The organism is Pseudonocardia acidicola (genome assembly GCF_012911935.1).
In the GTDB taxonomy this organism is placed as follows: domain Bacteria; phylum Actinomycetota; class Actinomycetes; order Mycobacteriales; family Pseudonocardiaceae; genus Pseudonocardia; species Pseudonocardia acidicola.
In genome coordinates, this window is the sequence record NZ_JAAXLA010000067.1 from 1 (window position 1) to 15,357 (window position 15,357).

Annotated in this window: 14 protein-coding genes; 4 read left to right on the forward strand and 10 right to left on the reverse strand. The window is 71.7% G+C overall.

Features of this window, described 5'->3' with window-relative positions:
* Positions 1-183: 183 nt before the first annotated feature.
* The 3 genes from HF526_RS26710 to HF526_RS26720 are packed head-to-tail and all read right to left on the reverse strand — an operon-like array spanning position 184 to position 3,005.
* Positions 184-1,386: a fumarylacetoacetate hydrolase family protein gene (locus HF526_RS26710; protein WP_169384335.1), complete on the reverse strand. Its 1,203-nt coding sequence runs from the start codon at positions 1,384-1,386 to the stop codon at positions 184-186.
* Between the two features lie 44 nt (positions 1,387-1,430).
* Positions 1,431-2,192 carry an enoyl-CoA hydratase/isomerase family protein gene (locus tag HF526_RS26715; protein WP_169384336.1) on the reverse strand — a complete coding sequence of 254 codons (762 nt, stop codon included), beginning with the start codon at positions 2,190-2,192 and terminating at the stop codon, positions 1,431-1,433.
* 54 nt (positions 2,193-2,246) lie between these two features.
* On the reverse strand, positions 2,247-3,005 hold the full coding sequence (locus tag HF526_RS26720) for an enoyl-CoA hydratase-related protein (protein WP_169384337.1): 759 nt from the start codon (positions 3,003-3,005) through the stop codon (positions 2,247-2,249).
* A gap of 118 nt (positions 3,006-3,123) precedes the next feature.
* Between HF526_RS26720 and HF526_RS26725 the strand changes: the two genes are divergently transcribed.
* Entirely contained in the window at positions 3,124-4,209 is a 1,086-nt protein-coding gene (locus HF526_RS26725; protein ID WP_169384338.1) for an S-(hydroxymethyl)mycothiol dehydrogenase, read from the forward strand.
* The gene (locus tag HF526_RS26730) at positions 4,206-4,832 is read left to right on the forward strand and encodes an MBL fold metallo-hydrolase (protein WP_169384339.1); all 627 of its coding nucleotides are present in this window, start codon (positions 4,206-4,208) and stop codon (positions 4,830-4,832) included. The genes HF526_RS26725 and HF526_RS26730 overlap by 4 nt, the downstream gene beginning before the upstream one ends.
* Here HF526_RS26730 and HF526_RS26735 read toward each other — a convergent pair.
* Both HF526_RS26735 and mtnA read right to left on the reverse strand, forming a co-directional pair.
* Complete coding sequence (locus HF526_RS26735) at positions 4,829-5,929, reverse strand: MFS transporter (protein ID WP_338051771.1); 1,101 nt, start codon at positions 5,927-5,929, stop codon at positions 4,829-4,831. The two genes, HF526_RS26730 and HF526_RS26735, sit on opposite strands and share 4 nt — an antisense overlap.
* On the reverse strand, positions 5,926-6,900 hold the full coding sequence (gene mtnA / locus HF526_RS26740; RefSeq protein ID WP_169384361.1) for an S-methyl-5-thioribose-1-phosphate isomerase: 975 nt from the start codon (positions 6,898-6,900) through the stop codon (positions 5,926-5,928). Before mtnA ends, HF526_RS26735 begins: the two co-directional genes overlap by 4 nt.
* A 26-nt stretch (positions 6,901-6,926) precedes the next feature.
* Between mtnA and HF526_RS36565 the strand changes: the two genes are divergently transcribed.
* Positions 6,927-7,973 (forward strand): gamma-glutamylcyclotransferase, encoded by a 1,047-nt coding sequence (locus tag HF526_RS36565; RefSeq protein WP_169384340.1) that lies wholly within the window; start codon positions 6,927-6,929, stop codon positions 7,971-7,973.
* A 72-nt stretch (positions 7,974-8,045) separates the two neighbouring features.
* Positions 8,046-9,407, forward strand: a complete 1,362-nt coding sequence (locus HF526_RS26750) for an MFS transporter (RefSeq protein ID WP_239029188.1) — start codon at positions 8,046-8,048, stop codon at positions 9,405-9,407.
* A gap of 202 nt (positions 9,408-9,609) precedes the next feature.
* On the opposite strand, the gene HF526_RS26755 is transcribed toward HF526_RS26750, so the two are convergent.
* From HF526_RS26755 to HF526_RS26775, 5 genes are all read right to left on the reverse strand, one after another.
* On the reverse strand, positions 9,610-10,749 hold the full coding sequence (locus tag HF526_RS26755; RefSeq protein ID WP_169384341.1) for an amidohydrolase family protein: 1,140 nt from the start codon (positions 10,747-10,749) through the stop codon (positions 9,610-9,612).
* Between the two features lie 111 nt (positions 10,750-10,860).
* Positions 10,861-12,546: a chaperonin GroEL gene (groL, locus tag HF526_RS26760; RefSeq protein ID WP_169384342.1), complete on the reverse strand. Its 1,686-nt coding sequence runs from the start codon at positions 12,544-12,546 to the stop codon at positions 10,861-10,863.
* 108 nt (positions 12,547-12,654) lie between these two features.
* On the reverse strand, positions 12,655-13,026 hold the full coding sequence (mimD, locus tag HF526_RS26765) for a propane 2-monooxygenase effector subunit MimD (protein ID WP_169384343.1): 372 nt from the start codon (positions 13,024-13,026) through the stop codon (positions 12,655-12,657).
* A complete protein-coding gene (locus HF526_RS26770; RefSeq protein WP_169384344.1) occupies positions 13,023-14,213 on the reverse strand; it encodes an aromatic/alkene monooxygenase hydroxylase subunit beta in 1,191 nt (396 codons plus the stop codon). Before HF526_RS26770 ends, mimD begins: the two co-directional genes overlap by 4 nt.
* The gene (locus HF526_RS26775) at positions 14,210-15,265 is read right to left on the reverse strand and encodes an FAD-binding oxidoreductase (protein ID WP_169384345.1); all 1,056 of its coding nucleotides are present in this window, start codon (positions 15,263-15,265) and stop codon (positions 14,210-14,212) included. Before HF526_RS26775 ends, HF526_RS26770 begins: the two co-directional genes overlap by 4 nt.
* Between the last annotated feature and the right edge of the window lie 92 nt (positions 15,266-15,357).

The following is a 15,357-nucleotide window of genomic DNA, read 5'->3' on the forward strand; positions in this document are numbered from 1 at the left end:
CGCCCGCTCCGCCCCCGCCCGCTCCGCCCCCGCTGCGCGCTCTGCGTTGTCACGAACGACACTCTCGTTCAAACCTATTGAGCGAAAGTGCCGTTCGTGACAAACCCGGGCGTGACAAACCCGGGGCGTGGCAAACCCGGGGCGTGACGAACCGGGCGCGGCAAACCGGGGCGTGCGCGGGGGTCAGAGCGCGGGGAGGATCTTGCCGCGGACCTCGCCCAGGGAGAGGCGGCCGCCGCCCCGGGCCGGGGCCGTCGCGGTGATCGTCACCTCGTCGCCGTCGAGCAGGTAGGTGCGCGACGAGCCGTCGGCCAGCAGCACCGGCTCGCGGCCGCCCCAGGACAGCTCCAGGAAGCAGCCCCGCTGCTCACGGCGCGCGCCGGAGACGGTGCCCGAGCCGAGCAGGTCTCCGGGCCGCAGCGGCGCGCCATTCGAGGTCAGGTGCGCGACGAGCTGCGCCGGCGTCCAGTACAGATCCGCGGCCGGCGGGGTCGAGATCAGCTCACCGTTCAGCCGGATCTCCATCGTCAGGTCCAGCCCGCGGTCGGTGGGCCCGAGCAGGTAGGGCAGCGGTTGCGGGTCGCGTGGCGGCGGGTCCACCCAGGCCGCCGCGAGCTCGTCGAGCGGAGTCACCCAGGCCGAGATCGACGTCGCGAACGACTTGCCGAGTAACGGGCCCAGCGGCCGGGTCTCCCACGCCTGGATGTCGCGGGCGGACCAGTCGTTGAGCAGCACCACACCGAAGACGTGGTCGAGCGCGCCGTCCAGCGGCACCGGGTGGCCGGGCGCCTCGCTCGCACCGCCGAGCACGTAGCCCACCTCCGCCTCGACGTCGAGGCTGCGGCACGGCCCGGCGTCGCCCGGGCCGCGCTGCCCGGACGGCCGGATGACCGGGGTGCCGCTCACTACGACCGTCCCGGCCCGGCCGTGGTAGCCCACCGGCAGGTGCTTCCAGTTCGGAGCGAGCGGTTCGCCGTCCGGGCGGAAGATCCGGCCCGCGTTCACCGCATGCTGCTCGCAGGCGAAGAAGTCGACGTAGTCGGCCACCGTGAACGGCAGCACCGGCACGACACCCGACGCGGGCAGCAGGTGCGCCGAGATCCGCTCCGGGTCCGACAGCTGTTCGGACAGCCAGCCGAACACCTCGCGCCACGCCGGGCGCCCCGCGGCGAGCAGCCCGTCCAGGCTGCGCTGTTGCAGTAGCGCGGGGTGCGGGCCGCCCGCGGCGGCCGCCAACGCTCCGACGTCGAGCACCGCGTCGCCGACCGGGGCGGCGATCCGGGCCGGGCCGGGTCGCCCTGCCCCGGCGACCACGCCGAGTGCGGTTCCGACCGGGGGCGCAGCGGGGATACCGGCCGTGCGACCGGCAGCGGCTATCTCGGACATGCCCGAACCGTAGTGGCGCCCGCCCGGCGGGCGAAGCCGTACGACTACTTGCGGGTGACCGACTCCAGATACTGCGCGGTCCAGCCGTCGGTGGCCCGCCGGCTCCACAGCAGGAGAGCGGCGTCGTCGTCGTCGGCGTAGCGGGCGGTCCGCTCCAGGGCCTCGCGGCGCAGCTGGGTCTTGGTGGCCCCGAAGGTGTCGGCCGGCACGTCCGCGGCCAGCCCGCGGGCCGTCTCGATCGCCTGCGCCAGCAGCTCGTCCGGCCCGACGACGTGGTCGACAAGCCCGATGGCCCGGGCGTCGGCGGGCGAGTAGGTCTGCGCACCGAGGATCAACCGGCGGTAGGCGACCTCCCCGACCGTGTACCGCATGACCTCCAGCGCGATCCGCGGGAACGGCACCCCGACCTTGATCTCGGGGACCCCGATGCGGCCCTTGCCGTCGGCCATCAGGGTCACGTCCGCGGTGGCGGCGAGCACGCAGCCGCCGGCGATGGCGTGCCCGTTGACGGCAGCGACCACCGGCTTGGCCAGCTCGAAGGCCGCCGTGAACGACTCGGCCAGGGCGGGCAGGAACCGCTGCACGTAGTCGGGGCCGCCGTCGAGGTAGCGACGCAGGTCCACACCGGCCGAGAACGACGACCCGGAGCCGGTGATCACCACCGCGCGCGCCGGGTCGGCCACGAGCTTGCGGAACTGCTCCGTGATCGCCTGGCACAGTTCGACGTCCATGGCGTTGACCGGTCCGTGGGCCAGCCGCAGCACGGCGATCTCACCGTCGGTCCCGACATCCTCGCGCTCGATCATGCCGGGAAACCTACTGGAGCCGAGCGGCGCCGGGCGACCGGCAGGCGGCTCCGCTCAGCCCGTATCGGCCACGGTCTCCACATAGCGCGCAACCCACCCGTCGACCTGGTGCTCGACCCACAGCCGCTGTGCGATGAGGTCCTCGTCGCGGCTGTACCGGTCGATGCGTTCGACGGCGTCACGGTGCAACTGGCCCTTGGTGACGTTGAAGGTGTCCGACGGGATCTCCTCAGCCAGTCGGGTGGCATCGGCGACCGCGCGCGAGAGCAGCTCGTCGGCGCTGACCACGTCGTCGACGAGCCCGAGGCTCTGCGCGACCTTCGGCGAGTGGATCTCGCCGCCGAGCACCAGCTTCGTGGCGATCACATCGCCCACGGCGAAGCGCAGCACCTCCAGCGGGACCCGCGGGATCACCAGCCCGGCCCGGAGCGCGCGGACCCCGATGCGGCCGTCACCGTCGGCCATCAGCCGCCGGTCCGCACAGCAGGCCAGCATGCATCCCCCCGTGATGGCGTTCCCGTTCACGGCCGCGACGACCGGCAGCGGACACGTGAACACCGCCTCGAACGCCCGGTTCAGCAGCGGCAGGAAGTTGTGCACGTAGTGCTGGCCGCCGCCGAGGTAGCGGCCGAGGTCGACGCCGGCGGAGAACACGCCGCCGGAGCCGGTGATGACAGCCGCCCGGGACGACCCTCCCGGCAGCTCCCGGAACTGCCTCAAGAGCTCCTCGAGCAGTTCGACGTCCATGGCGTTGTCCGACTCGCGGGCCAGCCGGATGACGGCGACCGCGCCCTGGTCCTCGCGCTCAATCACGCAGCAGTCGATACCCATTCGGAGAGGCTCGAACCCGACGTGCCTCGTCGCCCGTCACATGAAAAGCTGCTAATGGAAGAGCGCCACGCTGTCGCCGAGATTCCTGGAGTGGGGAGCCATGCCGCAGAAGGTCCGCGGAGTCGTCGCGCACAAGAAGGGCGAGCCGGTCTCCGTCGAAACGATCATCGTGCCGGACCCCGGCCCCGGGGAGGCCGTGGTCGAGGTGCAGGCCTGCGGGGTCTGCCACACCGACCTGCACTACCGCGAGGGCGGGATCAACGACGAGTTCCCGTTCCTGCTCGGGCACGAGGCCGCGGGGATCGTCGAGGCCGTCGGTGAGGGCGTCACCGACGTCGGACCCGGCGACTACGTGATCCTGAACTGGCGCGCGGTGTGCGGTCAGTGCCGGGCCTGCAAGAAGGGCAAGCCCTGGTACTGCTTCAACACCCACAACGCCGCCCAGAAGATGACGCTGGAGGACGGCACCGAGCTGACCCCGGCGCTGGGCATCGGCGCCTTCGCCGAGAAGACCCTCGTGCACTCGGGGCAGTGCACCAAGGTGAACCCGGCGGCCCGGCCGCAGGCCGCGGGCCTGCTCGGCTGCGGCGTGATGGCCGGCCTGGGTGCGGCGGTCAACACCGGCCAGGTCGGCCGCGGCGACTCGATCGCCGTGATCGGCTGCGGCGGTGTGGGTGACGCCGCCATCGCCGGTGCCACGCTGGCCGGGGCGACGACGATCATCGCCGTCGACATGGACCCGAAGAAGCTGGAGTGGGCCAAGGAGTTCGGCGCCACCCACACGATCAACGCCCGCGAGGCCGACGTGGTCGAGGGCATTCGCGAGCTGACCGGCGGGCACGGCGCCGACGTCGTCGTCGACGCGGTCGGACGCCCGGAGACCTTCCGGCAGGCCTTCGACGCCCGCGACCTGGCCGGCACCGCGGTTCTCGTCGGCGTGCCGACCCCGGACATGACCTTCGAGGTGCCGCTGATCGAGATCTTCGGCCACGGCGGCGCGACCAAGTCGTCCTGGTACGGCGACTGCCTGCCCTCCCGCGACTTCCCGGCGCTCATCAACCTGTACCTGCAGGGCCGGCTGCCGCTGGACAAGTTCGTGTCCGAGGAGATCGCGCTCGACGCGGTGGAGGAGGCGTTCCACCGCATGGAGCGCGGCGAGGTACTGCGTTCGGTGGTGGTCCTGTGAGCCCTGTCGACCACGTCGTCACGTCCGGGACGTTCTCCCTCGACGGGGGCACCTGGGATGTCGACAACAACGTGTGGATCGTCGGTGACGACAAGGAGGTCATCGTCATCGACGCCGCGCACGACGCCGACAAGATCGCCGCGGCGGTCGGCGACCGCCGGGTGGTCGCCGTGGTGTGCACGCACGCCCACGACGACCACGTCAACCAGGCCCCGGCGCTGGCCGACCGGTTCGGCGCGCCGATCCTGCTCAACCCGGCCGAGGCGCCGCTGTGGGAGATGACGCACCCCGACCGAGCCCCGGACCGCGAACTGCACGACGGTGACGTGCTGGCGGCGGGCGGAATCGACCTGCGCGTGCTGCAGACCCCGGGGCACTCTCCCGGATCGTCATGCCTGTACGCGCCCGAGCTCGGCACCGTGTTCACCGGCGACACGCTGTTCAACGGCGGGCCGGGTGCCACCGGGCGGTCGTTCTCCAGCTTCGACACGATCATCGACTCGATCCGGGAGAAGCTGCTCACGCTGCCCGGCGACACCGTGGTGCGCACCGGACACGGCGACCCGACGACCATCGGCGCCGAACTGCCGCACCTCGAGGAGTGGATCTCCCGGGGCCACTAGTGGCTCGTGCGCGGAAATCGTCGCCCCGGCGACGATTTCCGCGCACAGGCGGCGCAGCCGCCAACCAACAGCAGCGCTGACATCGCGAACGCCGCCCGGAACCCGAACGGTTCGGCGATCGCGCCCAGGCCGACCGCGCCGGCCCCGGTGCCGGCGTCGTAGGCGATGTTCCACACCGCGCTCGCGGTGCCGTAGCGGGCCGGCCCGGCCGCGCCGAACAGGGCCACCAGCGAGTCGTTCTGCACCAGCCCGAACCCGATCCCGACGATCGCCGCGCCGAGCGCCACCGCTCCCCCGGCGACCGCTCCGGGCGCGGCGAGCAGCTCGGCCAGCATCCCGGTCGCGGCGAGCGCCATCCCCGGTATCAACAGCCGTCCGGCCATCCCCCGGCGGTCGACCAGTTGTCCTGCGACCCACCGGCCGAGCATCGCCCCGGCGGCGGTGCCGAACAACGCGACCGGGACCACCACGCCGGGGGCCGCGGCGGCCAGCGGCAGGAACGTGATCAACCCGCCCTGCGCCGTCGCGCACAGCAGCATCCCCAGCACCGGGGCGACGGCGCCTCGCCACAGCGGCGCGTGGGCCGGCGCCGCAGCGGCCTCCGGCGGTGGCGGCGGCGCCCCCGCGGGCATCCGGATCAGCGGCACGAGCAGCATCCCCACGAGCGGCGACGCCCCCGCGACGAACACCGCGGTGAAGCCGACCCGTTCCACCACCGCGACCCCGGCCGGCAGCAGCGCCAGCTGCGGGGCGCCCACGGCGAACCCGTAGAGCGCCGCGGCCCGGCCGTGCTCCGCGGGTCGCACGAGTTCGGCGACCAGGGCGCTGCCCGCCACCGTCAGCAGCCCGAACCCCACGCCGCGCACCGCCGACACCGCGAGCACCGGGCCGAGCCCGGCCGACAACGCGAGGAACGGCGACGGCGCCCCGAGCAGCAGCATCAGCACGCCGGTGGTGGCCCCGGCCCCGAATGCACCGGAGCCACCGCGGGCCACCCACAACGGCACCACCGGCAGCAGCAGCGCGTAACCACCGAAGCCGAACAGGCTCGCGGCGAGCATCAGCCGGAACGAGGCGCTACCCGTCCCCGTGCTCACCCCCGGGGGCGCCACACCCGGTTCTCGGTCACGATCGCAGTCACCAGATCGGCCGAGGTCACGTCGAAGGCCGGGTTCCAGGCCGCGGTGTCCGGCGGGGTGAACCGGGTGCCGCCGATCACGAGGACCTCCTCGGCCGCGCGCTCCTCGATCTCGATCGCCGCGCCGTCGGGGGTGCCGGGGTCCACTGTCGACTCCGGCGCCGCCACCACGAACGGGATACCGGCCCGGGCGGCGGCCAGCGCCAGCGGATAGGTGCCGATCTTGTTGGCGACGTCGCCGTTGGCCGCGATCCGGTCTGCGCCGACGACGACGGCGTCCACCAGCCCGCGGGCGATGATCGACGGCCCGGCGCCGTCCACGACCACCCGGTGCGGGACGCCGAGCTCGGCCAGCTCGACCGCGGTGATCCGGGAGCCCTGCAGCAGTGGCCGCGTCTCGTCGGCGACGACGTACTCGACGCGGCCCTGCTCGTGCAGCGAGCGGACCACCCCGAGCGCGGTGCCCCAGTCGACGCAGGCCAGCGCGCCGGCGTTGCAGTGCGTGTGCAGCCGCAGCGGGCCGGGCCCCAGCAGCTCGCCGAGCAGGGCGGCGCCGCGGCGGCCGATCGCGTGGCAGGCGGCGACGTCCTCGGCGAGCATCTCGCGGGCGGCGGCCAGCACGGCCTCCGGGCCGCTGCCGGCGGCCGCCAGCGCCCGGCGCACCCCGACCGCGAGATTCACCGCGGTCGGCCGGGCCTCGGCCAGCTTCGCCGCCGCGGCGGCGAGCTCGTACCCGGCCAGGGTCCGGGCGGCGAGCGCCACCCCGAGCGCCCCGGCCGCGCCCAGCGCGGGGGCACCGCGGACGGCGAGGCGGCGGATCGCGTCGATGAGCTCCTCGACCGTTCCCACGGTGACCACGTGCAGATCGGGCAGCGCGGTCTGGTCGACGAGCGCGATGCGGCCGTCCACCCATTGGATCGTCGGCGGCAGCACGCCCCCAGCCTAGGCTGGCCGGGGTGCGCGGCCGTTACCCCGATACGGACTTCCCTGCCGACCCCTACCCCGGCACCGTGCCCCCCACGTCGTTCGTGCACCTCGACCGCGCCGGGCACGCCCTCGAACCCGACCCGGGCGCGCACGCCGGCTGGACCGTCGACGGCCAGGATCTCGACGGCTGGCTGGCTGCCCGCGATGCGGCCCCGCTGGCGGCGCGCGTCCCGGTGCTGGCCTACGGCTCCAACCGCAACCCCAGCAAGATCACATGGCTGCGCGCGACGCTGGGGTTGTCCGGGCCCGTCGTGGTGCTGCGGGCCCGCACCGACGGCGTCGCCGCGGTCTGGGCGCACGGCCTACGCGTGCGCGACCGGCAGCGGCCCGCGGTGCTCGCCGCAGCTCCCGGCGCGATCGAGGAGCACGCGGTGTGGCTGGCCACACCCGGACAGGTCGCCGTGCTCGACGTCTGTGAGGGCCGCGGTGGGCGCTACCGGCTGGCCCGGCTGCACAGCGGCACCGTGCGGACCGAGGACGGGGCGCTGGTCGAGGATCCGTGGTGCTATCTCGGGAACGCCGCGATCCGCCGGCCGCTGCTCGTGGACGGCGTGCCGGTCCGTTGCGCGGACCTCCCCCAGGCCGCGGCCCGCGACCTGACCGGCGGCCCGGCGCGGGGCGACGGCCTGCACGCCACGACGGTCGACGGCGCACCGCACCCGGACACCTGGCCGGCACGGATCTTCGTGTACGGGCTGCTGCAGCCCGGGCAGCCGTCCTGGCGGTTGGTCGCACCGCACGCCGCCGGGACGCCGCAGCCCGCCGTCGTCGCCGGGACGGTGTTCGACACCGGCCGCGGCCACCCGGCGTTGTGCCCGGGGGGCGGCCCGGGGGCACCGGGCTGGGTGGTGCCGGTGCACGAGCCGGCCGCGCTGCTCCCCCGGCTCGACGCCTACGAGGGGGCCGCCTACCGACGGATCCGGGTCACCGTGACCGACGGCACGGTGTGCTGGGCTTATGCCTGGACAGCCCCGGTGCGGGACCTGCGGCCGCTGCCGGCGGGCTGGCCGCGCTGAGCCGTTCGCTCTGCGGGGACCCCCCGATGCGTCTAGCGTGGCGCCCCACATTGACTCGGGGGTCACGAGGTAATGACTGTGGCAAAAGAGAAGACCGTTGACGAACCGGACGAACGCACGGTGCGGCGTGCCGTTGCGGGCGCCGCGATGGGCAACGCGATCGAGTGGTTCGACTACGCGATCTACGGCTATCTGGCCGCGAGCGTCGCGCTGAACTTCTTCCCGGACGCCAGCCCCACCGCGCAGCAGATGCTCGTCTTCGCCGGCGTCGCCATCCCGTTCATCCTCCGCCCGCTGGGCGGCATCATCCTGGGCCCTCTGGGCGACCGGTTCGGCAGACGCCAGGTCCTCGCCGTGACGATCGTGCTGATGTCGGGCGCCACGTTCGTCATCGGTCTCATCCCGAGCTTCAACGCCATCGGGCTGGCAGCGCCGATCCTGCTGCTCACCGCTCGCCTCGTGCAGGGCTTCTCCACCGGGGGCGAGTACGGCGGCGCGGCCACGTTCATCGCGGAGTACGCGCCCGACAAGCGTCGCGGCTTCTTCGGCAGCTTCCTGGAGTTCGGCACGCTCACCGGCACCGTGCTGGGTGCGTCGCTGGCCACGGCCGTGCAACTGGGCCTGTCCCCGGAGCAGCTCAACAGCTGGGGCTGGCGGATCCCGTTCCTCATCGCCGGCCCGCTGGGCCTGGTCGGGTTCTACCTGCGGTCCAAGCTGGAGGACACCCCTGCGTTCCGGGCCGCCGAGCAGGAGAACTCCACCACCGGCACGCCGTTCACAGAGGTCATGCGCAACGTGTGGCCGCAGATCCTGAACCTCATCGGCTTCGTCATGCTGCTCAACGTCGCGAACTACACCCTGCTGGTGTACATGCCGACCTACCTCACCCAGGTCCTCGGCATCGACGAGACCGAGTCGCTGCTCGTGCTGATCGGGGTCATGCTGGTGATGCTGCTCATCATCACGCCGATCGGCGCCCTGTCCGACCGGATCGGCCGCAAGCCGCTGCTGCTGGGCTCGGCCGTCGGCACGCTGGTGCTCGCCTGTCCGGCGTTCCTGCTGATCGGCCTCAAGAGCTGGTTGCCGGTGACGCTGGGCATCGCGATCCTCGGCCTGGGGCTCGTCGCGATGCTGGGGACCATCGGCTCGGCGCTGCCCGCGATGTTCCCGACGCGCAACCGGTACGGCGGCTTCTCGATCGGCTACGCCACGTCCACCGCCGCGTTCGGCGGCACCGCACCGCTGATCAACACCGCGCTGATCAGCGCCACCGGGAACGACCTCATGCCGGCGTTCTACCTGATGCTGGCGGCCGCGGTGGCGATCGTCCCGCTGATCCTGATGCCCGAGACGTCGAGGATCTCGATCGCGCACCCCACCCGGATCCCCGGCACGGACAAGTACGTCGACGCCGAGGTTCCCGCCTCCGCGTAGGAGCCTGATGCCGTCGAGCTGTGCGCCGACGCCGTCCAGCGGCGGCTCTGCACGGTCGACACCTGTTACCGGAGAACTGCGCGCGCACCACGAAACGCTCGGCGGGGATCGCGGCCGGGGCCCGTGCTGCCCGTCCTGCCGGCGGAGTTACGCGACAAACCCGGCAGCGCCCCGACCGACCTGGGGTCCGCCCACCGAGGGCTCAGGAGCCGGCGCCGGGGTGGCGGGCCAGGGGCGGGACGGCCATCCAGGACGGGAGCGAGATGCGGTAGAGGCGGGCGGCGTTGCCCCCGAGGATGGCCTGTCTGGTGGCGTGGTCGATCTCCGGGAACTCCCCGCGCAGCACCTCCGGGTACCGGAACGTCACGAACTCCTCGACCAGCCGGTCCGGGCGCACGAGCGGGTAGCCACTGCCGAACAGCAGCCGGTGCCCGCCGAACGCCTCGAGCAGGCTGCCGAGGGCACGGGCGGCCTCGAGCGGGCGGACCCGCAGGCCGGCCAGCAGATCGGTGAGCAACACGTGGACGTTGGGCAGCCGCGCGAGCCGGTACAGCTGGGCCGTCGGCAGGCACCCCGCCCCGAGGACGAACTGGACGCGCGGCAGCGCCCGGGCGAGCTCGCGCAGCTCGGCGGGATCGAAGCCGGTGCGGGCGGCGGAGCGGGCCGCGCGGGCGCGGACCGGTAGCGCCGAGCCCGCGCGCACCGGGTGGGCCCACTGCGGCCACCGCGGACCGGTGGCCATGGCGGCGCCGCCCGCCGGCGGAGGGGTGGCCCAGTCGGGGCAGCCCGGCCCGCGTGGCGCCGACGGCCCGACCCCCAGGTGCGCCACGGTGGCTCCCGACTGCTCGCAGCGGGCCAGCACCCGGCGCAGCCAGGCCTCGCCGAGGCCCAGCCAGCCGCCGGGACGCCGGGTCGGGGCCAGGTGCAGCCCGCGCAGGTCACCGTTGCGGACCCGGGCGGCGAGCCCGCGCGCCCCGGCCGAGCCGAGGCCGGGGTCGAGCTCGCCGGTGAGCACGAACCGTCCGGGTAGCTGCTCGGCGAGCTCGGCGTGCCAGGCCGTCGGGCTGAAGCCGAGCACGAACAGGTCGTCGAGCGAGACCGGCTGCAGGACCGCGCGGTCGACGCACCCGTCCAGGACGTCCGCGCTCAGTCCCGCCTCGGTGACGCGGGCGAACTCGTCCGCGGGCAACGGGCGGGGCACCCGGTCGAGCAGCCGGTGCCGCCGGTACAGCTCGGCCACGAACGCCTCGCCGGATGGCCCCGCCTGGTTGTGCGGGCTGCCGTCCCAGGCGTGCACCTGGGCGTCGACCACGACGTAGCGCTCGGAGGCGATCCCGAACATGCCGGCCTCCCCACCCGTGCTGATCGTGCCCACGGCTCGGCCCGGACGGGCCGACCTTCCCATCCGCGGGCGCCTCGCGGCCCTGCCCGAACGGACGGGTTGCGGGTGCAACTACCCCACCGACGGCCCGAGCCCCAGCGACTGCGGGGTGCTCGAGTCCGGCGAGGGCTGCGGAATCCCCTCGTCCAGCGATCCGAACTCGGTCATCAGCGCCTTGTTCCACGGCGTCTGTTCCTCGGCCACCAGCGAGTTGGTGGTCAGCACCAGCCCGGCCACCGAGGCACCGTTCTGCAGGGCGGAGCGCACGACCCGCAGCGGGTCGATGATTCCCAGCTCCACCATGTTCCCGTAGCGGCCCTCGAGCGCGTCGAACCCTTCGTCGACGCCCAGTTCGGCGACCTGCTTGACGACGTCGTTGCCGTCGTAGCCGGCGTTGGACGCGATGAGGTGCACGGGTTCGGTGAGCGCCGCGCGGACGATCTCGACGCCGATCCGGTAGTCGCCCTCGACATCGAGCTTGTCGAGCGCCGGCTCGGCGTGCAGCAGGGCCGCGCCACCACCGGCCACGATGCCCTCGGCCATCGCAGCCCGGGTGGCCTGCAGCGAGTCCTCGACCCGGTGCCGGATCTCCTTGAGCTCCGCGTTCGTCGGCGCGCCGACCCTGATGATCGCGGCCTTGCCGGACAGCCGGGCGATCCGCTCGGACAGGAAGTCCTCGTCGGTGCCGATGCTGGCCCGCTCCAGTTCGGCGTGCAACTGCGCGAGCCGCAGGTCGACGGTCTCCCGCGACCCGGCACCGCCGATGATCGTGGTGTGGTCGCTGGTCACCCGGACCTGCGCGGCCCGGCCGAGATGCTCCAGCGTGACCTGCTCCAGCGAGATCGCCGACGCCTTGCTCAGCACCGTGGCGCCGGTCAGCGCCGCCACGTCTTCCAGCAGGTGCACCCGCTTCTCACCGAACCCGGGGGCCTTGATCGCGACGGCCTGGAAGGTCCGGTTGACGTGGTTGTGCACCAGCATCTGCAACGCGGTGCCCTCGACCGTCTCGGCCACGATCACCAGCGGCCGCGGGGCGCGCATGATCTTGTCCAGCATCGGCATCAGCGACTGAACGTTCTTGATCTTCTCGGTGCACAGCAGGATGTACGGGTCGTCCAGGATCGCCTCGAGCCGGCCCGGGTCGGTGACCATGTACGGCGAGACGTAGCCGTTGTCGAACTCGAAGTCCTCGACGAAGTTGACCGAGAAGCCCAACAGCGGCGAGTCCTCCACCGTCACCACACCGTTGTCGCCGACGGTGTACAGAGCGCGAGCGACCACCCGGCCGATCGCCTCGTCGTCGTTGGCCGAGATCGCGGCGACTCGGGCGTAGGACTCCTCGCTGTCCACCGGGTGCGCGACCCGGGACAGGCGCTCGACGAGCGTGCCCACGGCGAGATCGATACCGCGCTTGACCAGCACCGGGTTGCCACCGGATGCGATCGCCTTCATGCCCTCACGGACGATGGCCTGCGCGATGACCGTCGCGGTGGTGGTGCCGTCACCGACGATGTCGTTGGTCTTGATCGCGGCTTCCTTGACCAGCTGCGCGCCCATGTTCTCGAACGGGTCCCGCAGGTGGATCTCGCGCGCGATGGTGACGCCGTCGTTGGTGACCTCCGGCGAACCGGTGATCTTCTCCAGGATGACGTTGCGGCCCTTGGGCCCGAGGGTGGACTTCACCGCCTCCGCGAGCTGGTCGACGCCGGCCTGGAGCGCGTGACGGGCTTGCTCACCGAATCGAAGTTCCTTGGCCATGGGTCCTCCTGGAATTGCGTGGTCGTCTTCTCTGGTGCGCGGGGGTGAGAAACGAGGCGGGTCGCCGCCCGAATGCGATGTCTCGGGCGGCGACCCGGGGAGGTGTGGCTACGAAAGGGCCTTGAGGTCGAAACCGATGTACTCGGCCGCGTCCTCGGGATTCGCGAACATGATCGTCCGGTCGTCCTCGTGGATCATCCGGCCGTAGTGGGTGGACATGTTCTCCTCGAACTCGGCCGAGCTGAACCAGCCCTCCTCCTCACCGGCCGCCTCGTCGATCTCGGAGTAGATGACGTCCATCCGCCCCGTCGCGTCGACCCGGATCATCGACGGCAGGGGGGTGACCACGACGTTGTCCTTGGTCGACATCACCTCGGCGATGATCTCCCCCACCTGGTTGTTCATGAGGGTGAAGCCGCACTTGCCCGACGCGGTGTTGTCGGCCTTGAAGGGACTCTCGGCGGTGGTGAAAGTGGTCACTGCTTCAGCTCCTTCGGAGGTTCCAGACCCAGGTCGGTCACGATTGCGGCGAATCGGTGCTTGGCGCGGTCGAGGCTGTCTTCGAACCGCGGTGGCTTCGCGTCGGGCTGCGACCAGACCGGCTGCAGCGTGCGGGCCGCCTCGAGGCACTGCGGCACCCAGTTGGTCAGCCACCCCTGCATGAGCTGTTTGTTGTGGTCGGCGAACTCCTTGTCGTGGACCAGCGGCCCGAAGCAGGCCTGCGACCAGCGCAGGTCGCGCTGGGCGTAGTCGTACTCGCCGGCGCCCACGATCGTCGGGGTGACGAAGTCCCCGTTGCCCGCGGCGGCCTGCATGACGAGGTTGCTGCGGAACAGCTCGCCGAGCAGCGGCTCGAACACGAGGTTCGTGGCGAAGATCGACTCACCCCAGTCGTCCTCGACCGCGGTCAACGCCTCGGTGACCTTGCGAACGCCCTGCCACACCGGGTCGTTGTTCCAGGCGTCGAGGTGCGCGGCGCCGTCGAAGCCCGGGACCTCCTCGGTGAGGGTCAGGTTGTACAGCGCCAGGTCCTGCGCGAAGCGGATCTTGTGCGCGCTGTTCACCGCCATCGCGGTGTTGTGCATGTTCGTCGGGCCGGAGCGGTTGCACGCGGCGAACACGTACAGCCCGAGGATGTGCTCGACGTGCATCCAGGCGCCGACGTGGCGCTCCACGAAGTGGACCCAGTTCGTGGTCCACTGCTCGAACGCCTTGGCGTTGCGGGCGTTCTCGACGTTCTGGTTCACCTGCCGGACAACGTTGGCGTTGTACCGGTAGAGTGTCATCTCCCATTCTTCATTGGGATCGCGGAATTCGTGCCAGCCGTGCGCCGGCCATGAGAAGTCCTTCGGCAGGCCACCGGATCCGGGGCCCCGGACCGGCTCCGGCTTGTCGACGCCCCATGCCTTCAGCTTCGTCCAGTGCAGCGGGTATCCGGTCTCGCCGTTCGCGAAGCCGTAGATCCAGCCCTGCGACAGGTAGTGCCGCGGGTCGGGCTGCACCTCGACGGTGACGTCCTCGTAGTGCGTCTGCTTCCGCTTCGCCGGGTTGTAGTAGTTGAAGTGCCGGGCACCCGAACTGGAGTCGGGGAATTCCCGTGCGCCTGCTTCCGCGTCGGTGAAGACGGGTTTCGGGACGCTGCGTTCCGGACGTTCAGTGGTGGTCATGGGCCGTCCTCGCCTTCCGGTTCACCGGTAGTGGTGAACTTGTCGTAGAAGATGTTGTCCTCGCGCACTCCGAGTGCCGTCAGCATCGGGATCGCCGCGTCCACCATCGGCGGCGGTCCGCAGACATAGGCATCCATCCCTTTCAGGTCGGGTTCGCCGCGTTTGACCACCTCGGTGATCAATCCGGTCTCGCCCGTCCAGTCGTCCCCGCCAGCGGGTTCAGACAGCGCCGGTATGTAGCGGAAACCGGGCAACTGCTCCTCCAGTTCCCGCAGTTCCTTCTCGAAGCACAGGTCCCGCTGCGTCCGCGCCCCGTAGTAGAAGGTCGCCTTCCGCTCGACACCGCGGTCCGCCATCGAGCGCAGCAGACCCAGGATCGGGGCCATCCCGGCCCCGCCGCCGACGAAGATCAGGTCCGACGTCCGGCTCTCGCGAAGCGTGAAGGTGCCGAACGGGCCCTCCACATCCAGCCGGTCGCCGACCTGCAGTCGGTCGGCCAGGTGCCCGGAGAACAGACCGTCCGGGTAGATCTTGATGACGAACTCGAAGATCCCTTCCCGGCCGGGCACGTTGGCCATCGAGAACGACCTGCTCTCCTCGGTGCCGGGCACCGTGATGTCCAGGTACTGCCCGGGGAAGAACTTGATCTCCTCGGGCTCGACCAGGCGGAGCACGAGGTGCCGCATGTCGTGGGTGACCGCGTCGTTGGAGACCACCTCCGCGACGCCCTTCCGGAGCGGTAGCCCGGATCGGATGATCTCCTCGTCGTAGTTGAGGAGCTCGATCACCAGGTCCTCGTAGGCGTGCGCCCGGCAGAGCAGCGTCGAACCCTCCTCCCTCTCGTAATCGGGTAGCGCGAAAGTGGAGTACCTCTCGAGCTCGATGTCCTCGCCCTCGAGCACGAACGACTTGCAGGCCGCGCACTGGCCTTCCTTGCAGCCGTGCATCAACTGCACGCCATGCTCGGCGGCCGCCCGCAGGATCGTCTGATCCTCGTCGACCTCGATCTCGATGCCGACCGGCTCGAAACGCACTACGTGTTTGTCACCCATTGGGCATTGCCTCTCGGCTCGTCACCCCTGCCCTGACCTTGAAGAACGGAATGGATTTGAGCCCCGGCCTGGCAGGGGGAGGGCCGGAAGGC

Excerpts from the sequence above, each read along its gene's own strand:
- HF526_RS26710 (WP_169384335.1), bottom strand. The coding sequence starts at position 1,386 with ATGTCCGAGATAGCCGCTGCCGGTCGCACGGCCGGTATCCCCGCTGCG.
- HF526_RS26715 (WP_169384336.1), bottom strand. The coding sequence starts at position 2,192 with ATGATCGAGCGCGAGGATGTCGGGACCGACGGTGAGATCGCCGTGCTG.
- HF526_RS26725 (WP_169384338.1), top strand. The coding sequence starts at position 3,124 with ATGCCGCAGAAGGTCCGCGGAGTCGTCGCGCACAAGAAGGGCGAGCCG.
- HF526_RS26750 (WP_239029188.1), top strand. The coding sequence starts at position 8,046 with ATGACTGTGGCAAAAGAGAAGACCGTTGACGAACCGGACGAACGCACG.
- HF526_RS26755 (WP_169384341.1), bottom strand. The coding sequence starts at position 10,749 with ATGTTCGGGATCGCCTCCGAGCGCTACGTCGTGGTCGACGCCCAGGTG.
- groL (WP_169384342.1), bottom strand. The coding sequence starts at position 12,546 with ATGGCCAAGGAACTTCGATTCGGTGAGCAAGCCCGTCACGCGCTCCAG.
- HF526_RS26770 (WP_169384344.1), bottom strand. The coding sequence starts at position 14,213 with ATGACCACCACTGAACGTCCGGAACGCAGCGTCCCGAAACCCGTCTTC.
- HF526_RS26775 (WP_169384345.1), bottom strand. The coding sequence starts at position 15,265 with ATGGGTGACAAACACGTAGTGCGTTTCGAGCCGGTCGGCATCGAGATC.